Source organism: Phenylobacterium sp. GW823-FHT02A09 (genome assembly GCF_058797775.1).
Genome location: NZ_JBXAJZ010000001.1, coordinates 674,848 through 690,051, shown reverse-complemented (window position 1 = coordinate 690,051; position 15,204 = coordinate 674,848). Strand labels below are relative to the sequence as shown.

Here is a 15,204-nt window from a genome sequence, read left to right as displayed (position 1 = left end):
ACAGTATGGAGGGCGTGACCTTGGCGAACATGAGCGGCAAGTTGGCGGCAGGGCTCTGCGCCCTGGCCTTGGCGGCCGGACCGGCCTCGGCGGCCGAGCGGGCCAAGAACGTCATCCTCTTCGTCGGCGACGGCATGGGCGTTTCTACCCTGACCGCCGCTCGCATCTATGACGGCCAGAAGCGCGGCGTCGACGGCGCGTCCAATCTCCTGTCGTTCGAGACGTTTCCCGACCTGGCGCTGGTGCGCACCTACTCGGCCGACAGTCTCGTCACTGACTCCGCGGCCGGGGCCTCTGCGCTGCTGACCGGCCGACGGACGCTGAACGGCGCGCTTGGCGTGACTGACAAGATCAAGTTCGCCGATTGCACGTCGGCCAAGGATCAGTCCGCGCCCACCTTGGCCGAACAGGCCAAGCAGGCCGGGCTGGCGGTCGGCGTGGTGACGACCGCCGCGATCACCGACGCCACCCCGGCCTCGCTCTACGCGCACACCCCCTCGCGCCGCTGGCAGTCCGACGCCGACCTGCCGCCCGAAGCCGTCGAAGCGGGCTGCGTCGACATCGCCCGGCAGATGCTGGACGTCAGCAAGAGCAAGCGCTTCGACGTCATGCTCGGGGGCGGCCAAGCCAACTTCGTGGCAGAGGACGGCAAGCGGATGGATGGCCGCGACCTGACCGCCGAGTGGCGCACGGCCGGCGGACTTTATGTGCAGACGGCGACCGAACTGGCCGCCGCCCCCAAGAGCGGCGCGCCCCTCCTGGGCCTGTTCGCACCGAACAACATGATGCGTGAAACCGCCCGCCAGGCGACGAGCACGGACGCCCCGACCCTGACGCAGATGACCACCCAGGCCATCGAGCGGTTGGCTGCAAACAAGAAGGGCTACTTCCTGATGGTCGAAGGCGCCCTGATCGACAAGGCGCACCACGTCAGCGTGGCCGGCGAGGCCCTCAATGAGACGGTGGAATTCTCGAAGGCGATCGCCGCCGCGGCCGCGATGACCGACCCCAAGGACACCCTGATCATCGTCACCGCCGACCACAGCCATGGGCTGACCATCAATGGCGGCGGGCGCGACACCTCGATCCTCGGCGTCCTGCAAGGCAACGACGATGACCCGCCGGTGGCGCTCGACGGCCGCACGGTGCCGATCCTGATGTACGCGTCGGGCCCGGGCGCGCCGGCCGCCGGAGAACCGCGCCCCGTCCCGACCAAGGCCGACATCGACGACCCTGACCGGCTCACCTACGCCGCGGTTCCGCTGATGAGCGCGGCGCACACCGGCGAGGACGTCGCCGCCTATGCCCGCGGTCCCGGAGCCTCGAAAATCCACGGCTTGATGGACCAGCCGGGCGTCAACCGCGTGATGAAAGAGGCGCTGGGGTTCTAAAGGCGCTCTCAGGCCTAGCCATGCGGGCGTACCTCCCCCTAGAATTCGCGCAACAAGAATCTCTGGGGGAAACGTCATGAGCATCACGCGCAAGGGCCTGCTCGTCGGGCTGCTGGCTTCGGCCGCCATCGTCGCCGGACCAGCCTTCGCCGAGGTCAAGTTGACCAACCCGGCCGATGTGGGGATGTCCAAGGAGGGCCTCGCCGCCCTCGACAAGAGCTTCCATGGGCTGGTCGACGATGGGCGGCTGGCCGGCGTCACCACCCTGGTGGCGCGCAATGGCAAGGTGGTCCACTTCGACGCCTACGGCGTCCAGGACGTCGGTACAGGCGCGCCGATGAAGCGCGACACCATCTTCCGCATCGCCTCGATGACCAAGCCGGTGACCGGCGTGGCGATGATGATCCTCTTCGAAGAGGGCAAGTGGAAACTGGACGATCCGGTCGCCAAGCACATCCCCGAGTTCGCCGACCTGAAGGTCAAGGGCCCGGACGGAACCCTGGTCGCCCAGGCCCATCCGATGACCATGCGCGAGCTGATGAGCCACACGGCCGGCTTCGACGTCTCGGGGGGATATGCGCCGGACGTCACCGACCGCAACCAGCCGCTGCAGGCGATGATCGACAAGCTGGCCAAGCTTCCGCTCGCCGTCCAGCCGGGCGCCGACTGGCGCTACGGCCCCAGCGTCAACATCCAGGGCTACATCGTCGAGAAGCTGTCGGGCCAGCCGCTGGACGTCTTCTTCCAGCAGCGCATCTTCGCGCCCTTGAAGATGACCGACACCGGCTTCGCGGTGCCCGCCGCCGACGTGGTGCGGGTGTCGTCCATCCACTCCTACGACACGGCCAAGAAGCTGATCGTCCCACCGAACCCGGTCGATCCGTCCGTGAAGCCGGCGCTGCTGTCCGGCTCGGGCGGCCTGCTGTCGACGACCGAGGACTACTGGCGCTTCTCGCAGATGCTGCTGAACAACGGTGAACTCGACGGCGCGCGCATCCTGAAGCCGGAAACCGTCAAGCTGATGCGCCAGAACGTCCTGAAGGACGGCGTCCTCGTCGACCTCTACGGGCCCAGCATGCAGGGCGTCGGCTTCGGCATGGACTTCGCCGTCATCCTCGATCCGGCCAAGGCGGAAACGCCGCAAGGCAAGGACAGCTACTATTGGGGCGGCGCCTTCGGCACCTGGTTCTGGATCGACCCGACCAACGACCTGGTCTTCGTCGGCATGATCCAGAACCTGAACGGCTCGATCCCCGGCCGCGACACCCCGGAGGTCCGCTCGATCTCCTATCCGCTGGCCTACGGCGCGCTGACGGACGCCAGCAAGCAGGACGCCCAATAGCAAGAAGGCGGCGCAGTGGTTGCCCGCTGCGTCGCCTTCTCATTCCAGGCCCGGAGGCCTGAAGGTCTGAGGTCTTCGACTTCTTCGGCGGGCGAGATTGCTCTGGTCGGCCGTGTCTGTCGTCGTGACCCCTTGATCTGCTGCTTTGGGTCGCCCCTTGGCTGCGTCTCTTGGAGCCTTCCGCTCGCTTTTCGTTCCGGTCTCCCGGTTCGCTGCGCCGCGTTTCCTTTCGACAAGTCGAGCCTCGCGCCAATGCGCCGCCTGCGCAAGCGCGGCCATGACGAAATATATCCGCGTTCGGTGGAAAAGCGGTGCGCAAGGCTGTCGACGAACTGCGATACGCCAAGCGCCGCAAGCGCTCGGAGTTATCCACAGGTTCGTCAGGGCAATGCCGGCAGACGGATGTTTGCGGCCAGAAAGTCGATGAACGCCCGCACCCGCGCCGGCAGCCTGCCGCCCTGCCCGACGAACACAGCGTGGGCTTCCAGGATGTCCCCGGGATTGAACGCTTCGAGCACCGGAACCAGCCGGCCGGCCGCGATATCCTCAGCCGCCGCGAAGACGCTCATCCGGGCAAGGCCCGCCCCCGCCAGCGCCAGCCGCCGCAGACTCGCGCCGTCGCCGACCTGCACCCCGCCCGCGCGGGGCAGATAGACCACTTCCCCTTCAGGCCCCAGGAACGGCCAATTGCGGACGCTGCGGGTGAAGGTGAAGTCGAGCTGGTGATGGCCGGCCAGATCCTCAAGCCGCGTCGGCACGCCGCGCCTGGCGAGGTAGTCGGGCGACCCAACCACGACCGCCCGGCTTTCGCCCAGCTTGCGGGCGGTCAGGTTCGACGAACGCAGCGCGCCCATGCGGATCGCCACGTCGGCGCGTTCCTCCAGCAGGTCGACGACCTGGTCGGTCAGCACGATGTCGAGCGTGACCTCCGGGTGCTGCTCGAGAAAGGCCGGCACCAGCGGCAGGATGAACTGGCCGCCTAGGTCGACGACGCTGTTGACGCGAACCCTGCCGCGGGGCGCCGCGCCGGCCAGCACCTCCCGCTCGGCCTCGTCGATATCGGCCAGGACCCGTACGCTGCGCGCGAAGAACGCCTCCCCCTCCGGCGTCAGCTGCAGGCGGCGGGTCGAGCGGTTCAATAGTCGCGCGCCGAGCCGCGCCTCCAGTCGCGAGACCAGCTTGCTGACCGCCGAGGGCGTCAGCTTCAGCGCCCGCGCGGCCGCCGACAGCCCGCCGGTCTCCACGACGCGGACGAACACCTCCATCTCGGTCGAGCGGTTTACGTCCGAACGCGACATTGATCTGAACTCACAGGTGATGTTCCCAGAGGCAACCTACTTCACAAACTGAAGGAGCTCCATCTAGCGCCGATCGCTGCTAGGAGACCTCCGTTGCCCATCGCCCTCTACGCTCTGACCGCCGGCGCCTTCGGGATCGGCGTCACCGAGTTCGTCATCATGGGCCTGCTGCTGCAGGTGTCCGGCGACCTCGGCGTCTCGATCTCAGCCGCCGGCCTGCTGATCACCGGCTATGCGCTGGGCGTGTTCGCCGGCGCGCCGCTGCTGACCATCGCCACACGCCGTCTGCCGCGAAAGACGACGCTGATCGCGCTGATGATCATCTTCACGCTCGGCAATCTCGCCTGCGCCCTCGCGCCGAACTACCCGATCCTGATGGTCGCACGGGTGGTGACCGCCCTCGCCCACGGCACCTTTTTCGGGGTCGGATCGGTGGTCGCCGCCGGTCTGGTCGCGCCCGACAAGCGCGCCTCGGCCATCGCCCTGATGTTCACCGGTCTGACCGCCGCCACGCTGGTCGGCGTGCCGTTCGGCGCCTGGCTCGGCGAGAGCTTCGGCTGGCGCTCGACCTTCTGGGCCGTCGCCGGGATCGGCGTCTTCGCCGCCGCGGTGCTGACCGCCTTTGTCCCGCGCGCCGAGCAACCGGTGGAAGCCGGCGCCTTGTCCGAGGAACTGGCCGTGCTGCGCCGCCCGCAGGTGCTGCTCGGGCTGCTGATGACCGTGCTGGGCTTCGGCGGCGTGTTCGCGGTCTTCACCTACATTCAGCCGATCCTGACCCAGATCACCGGCTTTCCGATCGCCGCCGTCTCGCCGATCCTGCTGGTGTTCGGCGCCGGCCTCGTGGCCGGCAACTTCTTCGGGGGCAAGGCGGCCGACCGAGCGCTCAATCCGGCGCTGATCGGCACGCTGGCCGCCCTGACGCTGGTCATGCTGGCCATGAGCTTCGCGCTCGAAAGCAAGATCGCCGCGGTGGCGTTCACCGGCCTGCTCGGCGCGGCCGCCTTCGCCACGGTGGCGCCGCTGCAGCTGCGGTTGATGGAGGCGGCCGGCGGGGCGGGTCAGACCCTGGCCTCCAGCCTCAACATCGCGGCCTTCAATCTGGGCAACGCGGTCGGCGCATGGCTCGGCGGGGCGGTGATCGACCATGGGCCAGGCCTGGCGGCGGTGACCTGGGTCGGAGCGCTGATGCCCGCCGCGGCGCTGCTGACGGCGTTGCTCAGCCAACGGCTGGCGAGCCGTACAGCGCTCGCCAGCTGAGGCCGCGGGCGGCGGAGATCTACTCCGCCGCTTCAGTCGCCTTGGACTTTGGCGCGCGGCGCACCTCGACGACCCGCACGCGGGATCCATCCAGCACCAGGGCCAGCTCGCCGCGCTTCAAGCGCAGGGCGTCCTCGCCGAACGCCTCGCGCCGCCAGCCGGTCAGAGCCTGGGTCTTGGCGTTGTCGTCATTGGCGATCTGCTCGAGATCCGAAACCGTGGCGATCAGCTTCGAGGCCACCCCGGCGTCTTCCGAGCGGGCCTTGAGCAGCACCTTCAGCAGCTCGACCACCGCGCCGGCGGCCGGCGACGGCTGGTGCTTGGTCTTCTCGATCACCGGGGCGTAGGCCTCGGGATCCTTCAGCCCCTCGCGCACGGCCGCCAGCAGGTCCGGCCCGAACCGCGAGCCGGAGAAGCCCTTCGGCACCGAGCGCAGGCGATCGAGGCCCTCGGCGTCGGTCGGCGCCTGGGTCGCGATTTCGTCGATGGCGTCGTCCTTGAGGATCCGGCCGCGCGGCTGGTCACGCTGTTGGGCGGTGCGTTCGCGCCAGGCGGCCACCGCCTTGAAGATCGCGAGGTACTTGGCCGTATGCCGACGGGGGCGCAGGCGCTTCCAGGCGTTCTCCGGACTGACGTCGTACATGGCCGGATCGGTCAGGCCTTGCATCTCGTCGACGACCCACGCCAGGCGGCCTTCCTTCTCCAGCCGCGCGCGCAGCATCGGATAGAGCTTGGCCAGATGCGTCACATCGCCCACCGCGTAGACCAGCTGGGCGTCGGTCAGCGGCCGGCGCGCCCAGTCGGTGAAGCGGGACGACTTGTCGATCTCAACCTTGAGCATCTGGCGAACCAGGGCGTCATAGGCGATCTGCTCGCCGAACCCGGCAGCCATGCCGGCCACCTGGGTGTCGAACAGCGGCGTCGGCATCGCATTGAGGTTGTTGAAAATTTCAACGTCCTGGCGCGCGGCGTGGAAGACCTTCTCGATCTTCGGATTGCGCAGGATCTCCAGGAACGGCTCGAGGTCGATGCCGTCTGCCAGCGGATCGATCACGGCCTCGGCGTTCGGCGCCGCGGCCTGGATCAGGCACAGCTTCGGCCAATAGGTCGTTTCGCGCATGAACTCGGTGTCCACGGCGACGAAAGGCTGGTCTTTGATCTTGTCGCAGAACGCCTGGAGGTCGGCGGTAGTTGTAATCGGCGTCATCAAGTAGCTATACGCTCGCGCAGGGCCGAGTCTGCAAGCGCCCGATGCGCGCAGCGGCCAATTTCTAGTCGTCCTAGCACCAAAGGCGTCACATGACCGACCGGCCCAATGGCCTCACCTACGCCCAGGCCGGCGTCGACATCGATGCCGGAAACGCCCTGATAGAGCGTATCAAGCCTCTGGCCAAGGCGACGCGTCGTCCCGGCGCCGATGCGGCCCTCGGCGGCTTCGGCGCGCTGTTCGATCTGAAGGCCGCCGGCTACGACGATCCGCTGCTGGTCACGACCACCGACGGCGTCGGCACCAAGCTCAAGATCGCCATCGACACCGACCAGCACGACACGGTCGGAATCGACCTCGTGGCCATGTGCGTCAACGATCTGCTGGCGCAGGGTGCCGAGCCGCTGATGTTCCTGGACTACTTCGCGACCGGCAAGCTCGACGTCGACGCCGCCGCCCGTGTGGTGGCCGGCATCGCCGAGGGCTGCACCCAGGCGGGCGCGGCGCTGGTGGGCGGCGAGACCGCCGAAATGCCCGGCATGTATTCCGAAGGCGACTACGACCTGGCCGGCTTCTGCGTCGGCGCGGTCGATCGCGGCGGCGTGCTGCCCAAGCTGGACGCCCAGCGGCCCGGCGACATCCTGATCGGCCTCGGCTCCTCGGGCCCGCACTCCAACGGCTACTCGCTCGTTCGCCGGGTCGTCGAGCGTTCGGGCCTGGCCTGGGACGCCCCCGCGCCGTTCGAAGAAGGCAAGACTCTGGCCGAGGCGCTGATGGCCCCGACCAAGATCTACATCAAGAGCGTGCTGCCCCAGATCAAGAAGGGCCGCATCAAGGGCTGCGCCCACATCACCGGCGGCGGGCTGATCGAAAATCCGCCGCGCGCCATCGCCGAGGGTCTGGTTCCGAAGTTTGACTGGGACGCCTGGACCATGCCGCCGGTCTTCCAATGGCTGGCCGAGGTCGGCGGCGTCGCCGAGCACGAGATGCGCCGCACCTTCAACTGCGGCGTCGGCCTGATCCTGATCGTCGATCCGCACGATCTGCCCGACGTGCTCGACGGCCTGCTGCACGCCGGCGAAGAAGCCTTCGTCTGCGGCGAACTCACCGCCGCCGCTTAGGCTAGGATCAAGGGGGAGCTACTCCCCCTTGAACACCGCCGTCCGCTTCTGATTGAAGGCCGCAACGCCCTCGCGGCGGTCTTTGGTCTTGAACAACCGATTGTACTCGACCAGCTCGAGCGCCATGGCCTTGTCCAGCGGCAAGGCAGCCCCGCCGCGCATCACCTTCTTCAGCGCCTTGACCGAGAGCGGCGCCTTGCCCGCGATCACGCGGGCGCGTTCCAGCACCTGCGGCATGAGCTCGTCGGGCGGGGTCACGCGGTTGACCAAGCCGAAGTCCAGCGCCTGGGCCGCATCGATCGGCAGACCCGACATCAGCAGTTCGGCCGCCCGGCGCTCGCCGGCGGCGCGGACGATGTACTGGGTTCCGCCCAGGCCGGGGATGATGCCGAGCCCGACTTCCGGCAGGCCCAGCCGCGCCGTGTTCGAGGCCCAGGCGAAGTCGCAGGCCAGCGCCATCTCGCAGCCGCCCCCCATGGCCGCGCCGTTCACCGCAGCGATCACCGGGAACGGACAGGCCAGCTGGGCACGTATCATCGCCTCGAACATGACGTGCTGATCGGACCAGGCCTGGTCGCTCATGCCGTCGCGCTCCTTGAGGTCGGCTCCAGCGCAGAAGAACCGGCCCGCCCCGGTCAGCACCGCCACCCGCACCGAAGCGTCGTTGGCGAGGGTCGTCCAGAGCGCGAGCAGCTCCTCGCCCATGGCGGTGTTGAGCGCGTTCGCAGCGTCCGGGCGGCTGAGGGTGACGACCTTGACCCCGGGCGACGGCTCGCTGACCTCGACTGTACTGCTCATCGTCCCTCCGGCCCGGCGACTACGCCGGCGTCATGTAATTTGGCGATCTCGCCGTCCGACAGCTTCAGCACTTGGGCGAGGACTTCGTCCGTGTGCTGGCCCAGGCGCGCCGCGCCGCCGGCCGGCTTGCGCTCGTCCTGCGGAATGGTCCCGGCGAAGCCGGCGGTCGGGTAGGTCCGGCCGCTCGGATGGGTCGCTTCGGCGAAAACCGGGTTCCCCTTGATCAGACGGGGATCCTCCGCCGCGGCGCTCATCGGTTGATAGGGCCCCCAGCAGACGCCTTCCTTGTCGAAGGACGGCTTCAGTTCGGCCAGCGTCTTGCGAGCGAACGCCGCCTCGAACAGCGGGAACAGCCGCGCGCGGTGATCGAAGCGCAGCCCCTCATCGGCGGCGAAGCTTACGCCGAGTTCCGCCTCGAGGGCGGCGACCGGCGCCTCGATCTCCAGCACCTGGGTCAGGCCCTTCCACTGCCGCGGCGTGATCGCCACCAGCATGATCCGCTGCCCGCCCTTGAGCAGGAAGTCGCGGCCGAACGCGCCGTACAGATCGTTGCCCATCCGCTGGCGGTCCTGCCCGCCGAGACTCTCGGCCAGATAGCCCAGATTGGCCATGGTCGTGCCCGCGATATCCGAGAGCGGGATGCGGATCTCGCGCCCCCTGCCGTCCCGCTGGCGGGCGTGAAGCGCGGAGACCAGGGCGAACGCCGCATAGGCGCCCGTCAGCAGGTCCCAGGCCGGCAGCACGTTGTTCACGGGCCGCGGCTCCTCCGGGAAGCCGTTCAGCATCGGCACGCCGATCGCGCTGTTGACGGTGTAGTCGACCGCCGGCCCGCCGTCGGCCCAGCCCATCACCCGCGCGCAGATCAGATCCGGCCGCAGGGCGCTCAGTTTCTCATAGGAAAGAAAGCCTTCGACCGGGAAATTCGTCACGAAGACGCCGCCCTCCTCGCCAGGCGCCGCCGCCAGGCGCGCCGCCAGCTCGCGACCTTCCGGCCGGGAGAGGTCGATGGCGATCGACTTCTTGGCTTTGTTGAGCCCTTCCCAATAGAGGCTCTCCCCGCCTTCGCTGAGCGGCCAACGCCGAAAGTCGGGGCCCCCGCCGATGTTGTCGAAGCGGATCACCTCGGCGCCGAGCTGGGCCAGATAGAGACCGCAGGTCGGCCCGGCCACGAAGGCGGAGCCCTCGACCACGCGCAAGCCCTTCAGAAGGTCGTACATCCCCTACCCTCAGAACGATTTCGGCATGCCCAGCACGTGGGTGCCCACATGGCTGAGGATCAGGTTCGTGGAGATCGGCGCGACCTGATAGAGCCGCGTCTCACGGAATTTGCGCTCGATGTCGTAGTCCTCGGCGAAGCCGAAGCCGCCGTGGGTCTGGATTGCGGTGTCGGCGGCGAACCAAGACGCCTCCGACGCCAGCATCTTGGCCATGTTGGCCTCGGTGCCGCACGGCAGCCCCGCGTCGAACATAGCCGCGGCCTTGTCGACCATCAGAGAGGCGGCGGTGACCTGCACGTGCGCCCGGGCGATCGGGAACTGGACGCCCTGGTTCTGGCCGATCGGCCGCCCGAAGACCTCGCGCTCGGTCGCGTACGTGCTGGCGCGGTCGACGAAGAAGCGCCCGTCGCCAATGCACTCCGACGCGATCAGGATGCGCTCGGCGTTCATGCCGTCGAGGATGTAGCGGAAGCCCTTGCCCTCCTCGCCGACGAGGTTCGCCGCCGGCACTCGCAGCCCGTCGAAGAACAGCTCGGTCGTCGCGTGGTTGAGCATGGTGCGCACAGGCCGGATGGTCAGCCCGTTTCCGACCGCCTCGCGCAGATCCACGAGCAGCACGCTCATCCCGTCGGCCGGCCGCGCAGCGTCCTCTCGGGCCGTTGTCCGGCACAGCAGGACCATGAGGTCCGAGTGCTCGGCACGGCTGATCCAAAGCTTTTGGCCGCTGACCACATAGTGGTCGCCGTCGCGCCTCGCGAAGGTGGAGATACGCGTGGTGTCGGTGCCCGCGGTCGGCTCCGTCACCCCAAACGCCTGCAGGCGCAGTTCGCCGGACGCGATCTTGGGCAGATAGGCCTGCTTCTGCGCCTCGCTGCCATGCTTGAGGATCGTGCCCATGGTGTACATCTGGGCGTGACAGGCGCCGCCGTTGCAGCCTGACCGATGGATCTCCTCGAGCACCGCGGTCGCCGCGGCCAAGCCGAGCCCCGAACCGCCATAGGCTTCAGGGATCAACACCGAAAGGAAGCCGGCCTGCGTCAGCGCCGCGACGAATTCCTTGGGATAGGCCCGGTCTCGATCATGCTCGCGCCAGTATTCGCCTGGAAACTGGCTGCACAGCCTGCGCACGGCCTCACGGATTTCAGGAAAGCTCTCTGTCCCGCTCAAGCCGGCCTCCACATACGCAAGAGATCGGCACCAGCTAGCCCAAAGCTACTCTGCGGGAAAGCCATGCCGCTACGTCAGCGGCCGCGCCGGCAAGCTTAAGTGTTCGCACGCCGAAAACTGAAGCGAACTCAAATACAACTTCCGGCAATTTGCGAATCGTTAACCAAGTTCTGGCGGAACTTCAGTGCGTTTGCGTTGTTCGAACCGGCATGGACAGCATGACCCGCAATGAACGCTTGCATCGAGAGGCCGTAAGCCTCTGGCGCGCGTTGAGCGCCGATCCCCCGCCGACGGGATTGCGCGGGGCGCGCCTGCTCGACGCCGCCCTGCACCTGAAAGTGGCCGACAAGTACGACCGGTTTCATTCGCCGCACTTGCGGCCAAGCCAGATCGTTCGCCCTCGCTGATCCAGAAACGAGAAGGCCCCGCCCGGCGTGCGCCGAACGGGGCCTGTCATGCGGCTGGTCCGCTGGATGGACCGAGTGGGGCTCGTGGCCGCGCTTGTTCAACGCGGCCGGAGCTTAGCCGTTCCCTGACTTAGCCGACGATCTGGTCGTCGGTGAAGAACTGGGCGATCTCGATCTTGGCGTTGTCCTGGCTGTCCGAACCGTGGACAGAGTTCTCGCCGACGTTCAGGGCGAACAGCTTGCGGATCGTGCCGTCGGCGGCTTGTTCCGGGTTCGTGGCGCCCATGACTTCACGATACTTGGCCACGGCGCCTTCGCCTTCGAGAACCTGCACGACGACCGGCGCCGAGGTCATGGTCTCGACCAGCTCGCCGTAGAACGGGCGCTCGGCGTGGACTTCGTAGAACTTCTTGGCTTGGGCTTCGGTCATCTGGATGCGGCGCTGGGCGACGATGCGCAGGCCGGCGCCTTCGATCACGGCGTTGATCTGACCGGTCAGGTTCCGCTTGGTCGCGTCCGGCTTGATGATCGAGAAGGTGCGTTCGGTCATGTCTGTTGCTTGTCTTATTCTTGGGAGGCGCGGGGTCCCGCGCGGGTGGCGGGCTTATAGCCGCCGGATGTGACAACGCCAAGCGCACGACGGTCGCCTTCGGCGGCGCGCTCTGCTAAGGCCCCCCGCTCCCATGCTGCAGATCACCGACCTTACCTTCGACTCCTGGGGCCGCCGCTTCTTCGATCATGCGAGCGTCAGCATACCTGTGGGCGCCAAGGTCGGGCTCGTCGGACGCAACGGCGTCGGCAAGTCGACGCTGTTCAAACTGATCCTCGACCAGTTGCATGCCGGCGACGGCGAAATCGGCTACCCGAAACAGGCCCGTATCGGATCGGTCGACCAGGAACATCCCGCCACTCCGGTGCCGCTGATCGATACGGTGCTGGCCGCCGACGAAGAGCGTGCCAGCCTGCTGCACGAGTTGGAGACCGCCGATCCCGAGCGGATGGGCGACATATATGGCCGCCTGACCGAGATCGGGGCCGACCGCGCCCCCAGCCGCGCCGCGGAAATCCTGTCCGGCCTGGGCTTCTCCAACGCCGACCTCACCCGCCCGATGGCGGAATTTTCCGGCGGCTGGCGGATGCGCGTGGCTCTGGCCGCGGCGCTGTTCGCCGAACCGGACCTGCTGCTGCTCGACGAACCGACCAACTATCTCGACCTGGAAGGCGCGCTCTGGCTCGAGAGCCGGCTGAAGAAGTACCCGCACACCGCGGTGATCATCAGCCACGACCGCGAGATCCTGAACAACAGCTGCGACCACATCCTGCATCTCCTCGACGGGAAGCTGACTCTCTATGTCGGCGGCTACGACCAGTTCGAGCGCCAGCGCGAGGAGAAGGCGCGCCTGCAGGAGGCGACCAAGGCCAAGGTCGAGGCCCAACGCGCGCACCTGCAGTCGTTCGTCGACCGCTTCCGCGCCAAGGCATCCAAGGCCACCCAGGCCCAGTCGCGCTTGAAGATGCTGGCCAAGCTGCCGCCGGTCTCGGCGGTGGTGATCGAGCACACTTCGCCGTTCATCCTGCCCTCGCCGGAACGGCCGCTGGCCCCGCCGCTGGTGCGGCTGGAGGGCGTCGCTACTGGGTACCCCGACGGTCCGCCGATCCTGAAGCACCTGAATCTGCGCCTCGACCTCGACGACCGCATCGGCCTGCTCGGCGTCAACGGCGCCGGCAAGTCGACCTTCGCCAAGCTGGTCGCAGGCGCGCTGGAGCCGCAGACCGGCGAACTCAAGCGCTCGGCGCGGCTGAAGGTGGGCTGGTTCCACCAGCACCAGATCGAGGCGCTGGACCCGAACGACACGCCGCTGGACATCATCCGCCGCGAGATGCCTGAGGCGTCGGAGGCCAGCCGCCGCTCGCGCCTGGCCCAGTACGGCCTCGGCCACGAGAAGGTCGAGACCTCGGTCGCCAACCTGTCCGGCGGCGAGCGCGCGCGCCTGCTGCTGAATCTGGTCGCGGCCGAGAAGCCGCACCTGCTGATCCTCGACGAACCGACCAACCACCTCGATATCGACAGCCGCCGGGCCCTGCTCGACGCGCTGAACGACTACGAGGGGGCGGTGATCCTGATCACCCACGACCGCTCGCTGATGGAACTGGTCGCAGATCGTCTGTGGCTGGCCACTGACGGCACTATCGCCCCCTTCGAAGGGGACATGGACGACTACGCCAAGTTCGTCATCGATCGCGCCAAACAGGCCGGCAAGGCGCCCACCCAGGTGCGCGAGGCCGAGCCGGTCGCCGCGCCCAAGCCGCCGCCGGCCGCGAGGTCCAAGGCGCCGACCGGGACCGCCCGTCGCCGGGCCGAAGCCGCCGAAGCCGCGCTCGCCCGCGCCAGCCAGGCGCTCGGCAAGATCGACGCCGCCCTGACCGACCCCAAGATCTTCAACGAGAACCCAGCCAAGGCCGCCGAGCTGGGCCGGCAACGGGCTAGCGCTGAGGCTGCGCTCGAAGCCGCCGAACTCGAATGGCTGGAGGCGACCGAGGCCTACGAGGCGTTGAAGTCCGAGGGCTAGAACCCCTTCCCCTGCCCGCCCAGCCGCCTATGGTTGGGCGATGCCCGCCGACGCGATTTCGCCGCCCGACCCTGGCCAACGCCGCCTGGCGCCGCGCATTCGAGCGCGGCTGCACGAACTCTACTTCGGCAAGTCCGACCGCTCGGTCCGCTTCCGGCTGACCGTGATCGCGATCGACGTCGTGATGATCGCGTTCTTCATCGCCGCGCCGCTGATCCGCGAGACGCCGGCCTTCCTGTTCATCGACTACGCCATGGCGTTCGTGCTGGCCGCGGACCTGTTGGCGCGGGCCCTGGCCAGCGACAACCTCGGAGCCTGGATCAAGCGGCCGGTCACCTGGATCGACCTGTTCGTCCTGGTGACGCTGCTGTTCCCGCTCTGGCTCTTCAACCTGGCGTTCCTGCGGGTGCTGCGGCTGTGGACGCTCGTCCACTCCGAGTTCTTCTGGGACACGGTCGGCCGTCGCTACAACGAGACCCGCTGGGAAGACGTGATCCGGGCCGCCTCGACCCTTATCACCTTCATCTTCATCATGACGGGGTTCGTCTATACGAGCTTCGCGCGCACCGAGGGCATCGGCGGCTATATCGACGCGCTCTATTTCACCATCGCGACGCTGACCACGACCGGGTTCGGCGACATCACCCTGCCCGGCGCCTGGGGCCGGGTGATCTCGATCGTGACCATGCTGACCGGCATCACGCTGTTCGTGCGCCTCGCCCAGGCCCTGTTCCGGCCCTACAAGATCCGCTTCACCTGCCCGACCTGCGGCCTGCGCCGACACGACGTCGACGCCGTGCACTGCAAGGCGTGCGGCGAATTGCTGAACATTCCGAACGACGACGAGGTCTAGGACCGTGCCCGAGGAAGCTCGCCTGATCTATCTGCTGTTGGTGCTGGTGCTGCTCGCGCCGGCGGGGCTGGCGGCGTTGCGCCACCTGCTCCGCAAGCGCGACAAGTAGCGCGCCCTAGAGCGCCCGGGCCAGACGCAGGTTCTCGGCGTGCTCGGCCTGGGCGCGACGCAGATTGATCTCCAGCGATTGGCTGTCCTGGACCTCATCGGCGACCGCATCGATCATGACATCGGCGACTTCGGCGTCGTCGAACGGGGACGCGACTTCGAACGGTTGGTTCGGCATCGGAGGACCTCCTTGGCTGGTTGGCGAAACTGTTAAGCAAAGCTTGACGACAACCAAGCCCCTTCGCGTAACAGGCGCGTGAAATTCGCCCGGCTTCACAGCAACTTGAGCCGCGCCAAGCTGGGCCTTAGCCGTCAGGTCCTCTGATGCGGCGCCCACCGCACAAGTCGACGAATTCGCACGCTTAGACGTCGGAAGGCGCAAGAAATGTATTGGCTCACGCGACGATAGGGTCCTACCATCCTCTCGAACGCTGCGTCGCGGTAAGGCGAGTCTGCTTTCACTGACCC

At 67.7% G+C, this 15,204-nt stretch carries 14 protein-coding genes; 6 read left to right on the top strand and 8 right to left on the bottom strand.

Annotated features, from left to right (window positions below; genetic code table 11):
* Window positions 1-29: 29 nt before the first annotated feature.
* Both AC1Q87_RS03525 and AC1Q87_RS03520 read left to right on the top strand, forming a co-directional pair.
* On the top strand, window positions 30-1,391 hold the full coding sequence (locus AC1Q87_RS03525; protein WP_492607604.1) for an alkaline phosphatase: 1,362 nt from the start codon (window positions 30-32) through the stop codon (window positions 1,389-1,391).
* A gap of 76 nt (window positions 1,392-1,467) precedes the next feature.
* Complete coding sequence (locus AC1Q87_RS03520; RefSeq protein WP_492607603.1) at window positions 1,468-2,733, top strand: serine hydrolase domain-containing protein; 1,266 nt, start codon at window positions 1,468-1,470, stop codon at window positions 2,731-2,733.
* A 380-nt stretch (window positions 2,734-3,113) separates the two neighbouring features.
* Here AC1Q87_RS03520 and AC1Q87_RS03515 read toward each other — a convergent pair whose 3' ends face one another.
* Window positions 3,114-4,031 (bottom strand): LysR family transcriptional regulator, encoded by a 918-nt coding sequence (locus AC1Q87_RS03515; RefSeq protein ID WP_492607602.1) that lies wholly within the window; start codon window positions 4,029-4,031, stop codon window positions 3,114-3,116.
* Window positions 4,032-4,124: 93 nt separating this feature from the next.
* Between AC1Q87_RS03515 and AC1Q87_RS03510 the strand changes: the two genes are divergently transcribed.
* Window positions 4,125-5,288 carry an MFS transporter gene (locus AC1Q87_RS03510; RefSeq protein WP_492607601.1) on the top strand — a complete coding sequence of 388 codons (1,164 nt, stop codon included), beginning with the start codon at window positions 4,125-4,127 and terminating at the stop codon, window positions 5,286-5,288.
* A gap of 19 nt (window positions 5,289-5,307) precedes the next feature.
* Here the strand turns inward: AC1Q87_RS03510 and rnd are convergent, their stop codons facing one another.
* Window positions 5,308-6,495 (bottom strand): ribonuclease D, encoded by a 1,188-nt coding sequence (rnd, locus tag AC1Q87_RS03505; protein WP_492607600.1) that lies wholly within the window; start codon window positions 6,493-6,495, stop codon window positions 5,308-5,310.
* A 92-nt stretch (window positions 6,496-6,587) separates the two neighbouring features.
* On the opposite strand from rnd, the gene purM reads away from it, so the two are divergent.
* Window positions 6,588-7,616 (top strand): phosphoribosylformylglycinamidine cyclo-ligase, encoded by a 1,029-nt coding sequence (gene purM, locus AC1Q87_RS03500; protein WP_492607599.1) that lies wholly within the window; start codon window positions 6,588-6,590, stop codon window positions 7,614-7,616.
* An 18-nt stretch (window positions 7,617-7,634) separates the two neighbouring features.
* Here purM and AC1Q87_RS03495 read toward each other — a convergent pair whose 3' ends face one another.
* The 5 genes from AC1Q87_RS03495 to ndk all read right to left on the bottom strand — a co-directional run bounded on the left by AC1Q87_RS03495 (window position 7,635) and on the right by ndk (window position 11,755).
* Complete coding sequence (locus AC1Q87_RS03495) at window positions 7,635-8,414, bottom strand: enoyl-CoA hydratase/isomerase family protein (RefSeq protein ID WP_492607598.1); 780 nt, start codon at window positions 8,412-8,414, stop codon at window positions 7,635-7,637.
* Window positions 8,411-9,631: a CoA transferase gene (locus tag AC1Q87_RS03490; RefSeq protein WP_492607597.1), complete on the bottom strand. Its 1,221-nt coding sequence runs from the start codon at window positions 9,629-9,631 to the stop codon at window positions 8,411-8,413. Before AC1Q87_RS03490 ends, AC1Q87_RS03495 begins: the two co-directional genes overlap by 4 nt.
* Before the next feature lie 9 nt (window positions 9,632-9,640).
* Window positions 9,641-10,798, bottom strand: a complete 1,158-nt coding sequence (locus tag AC1Q87_RS03485) for an acyl-CoA dehydrogenase family protein (protein ID WP_492607596.1) — start codon at window positions 10,796-10,798, stop codon at window positions 9,641-9,643.
* A gap of 128 nt (window positions 10,799-10,926) precedes the next feature.
* Window positions 10,927-11,163: a hypothetical protein gene (locus AC1Q87_RS03480; RefSeq protein WP_492607595.1), complete on the bottom strand. Its 237-nt coding sequence runs from the start codon at window positions 11,161-11,163 to the stop codon at window positions 10,927-10,929.
* 172 nt (window positions 11,164-11,335) lie between these two features.
* Window positions 11,336-11,755, bottom strand: a complete 420-nt coding sequence (gene ndk / locus AC1Q87_RS03475; protein WP_056018887.1) for a nucleoside-diphosphate kinase — start codon at window positions 11,753-11,755, stop codon at window positions 11,336-11,338.
* A gap of 133 nt (window positions 11,756-11,888) precedes the next feature.
* On the opposite strand from ndk, the gene AC1Q87_RS03470 reads away from it, so the two are divergent.
* Together AC1Q87_RS03470 and AC1Q87_RS03465 are read left to right on the top strand one after the other, a co-directional pair.
* Window positions 11,889-13,775 carry an ABC-F family ATP-binding cassette domain-containing protein gene (locus AC1Q87_RS03470; RefSeq protein ID WP_492607594.1) on the top strand — a complete coding sequence of 629 codons (1,887 nt, stop codon included), beginning with the start codon at window positions 11,889-11,891 and terminating at the stop codon, window positions 13,773-13,775.
* A gap of 40 nt (window positions 13,776-13,815) precedes the next feature.
* Window positions 13,816-14,628 (top strand): potassium channel family protein, encoded by an 813-nt coding sequence (locus AC1Q87_RS03465; RefSeq protein WP_492607593.1) that lies wholly within the window; start codon window positions 13,816-13,818, stop codon window positions 14,626-14,628.
* Window positions 14,629-14,743: 115 nt separating this feature from the next.
* Here AC1Q87_RS03465 and AC1Q87_RS03460 read toward each other — a convergent pair whose 3' ends face one another.
* The gene (locus AC1Q87_RS03460) at window positions 14,744-14,914 is read right to left on the bottom strand and encodes a hypothetical protein (RefSeq protein WP_492607592.1); all 171 of its coding nucleotides are present in this window, start codon (window positions 14,912-14,914) and stop codon (window positions 14,744-14,746) included.
* Window positions 14,915-15,204 lie beyond the last annotated feature (290 nt).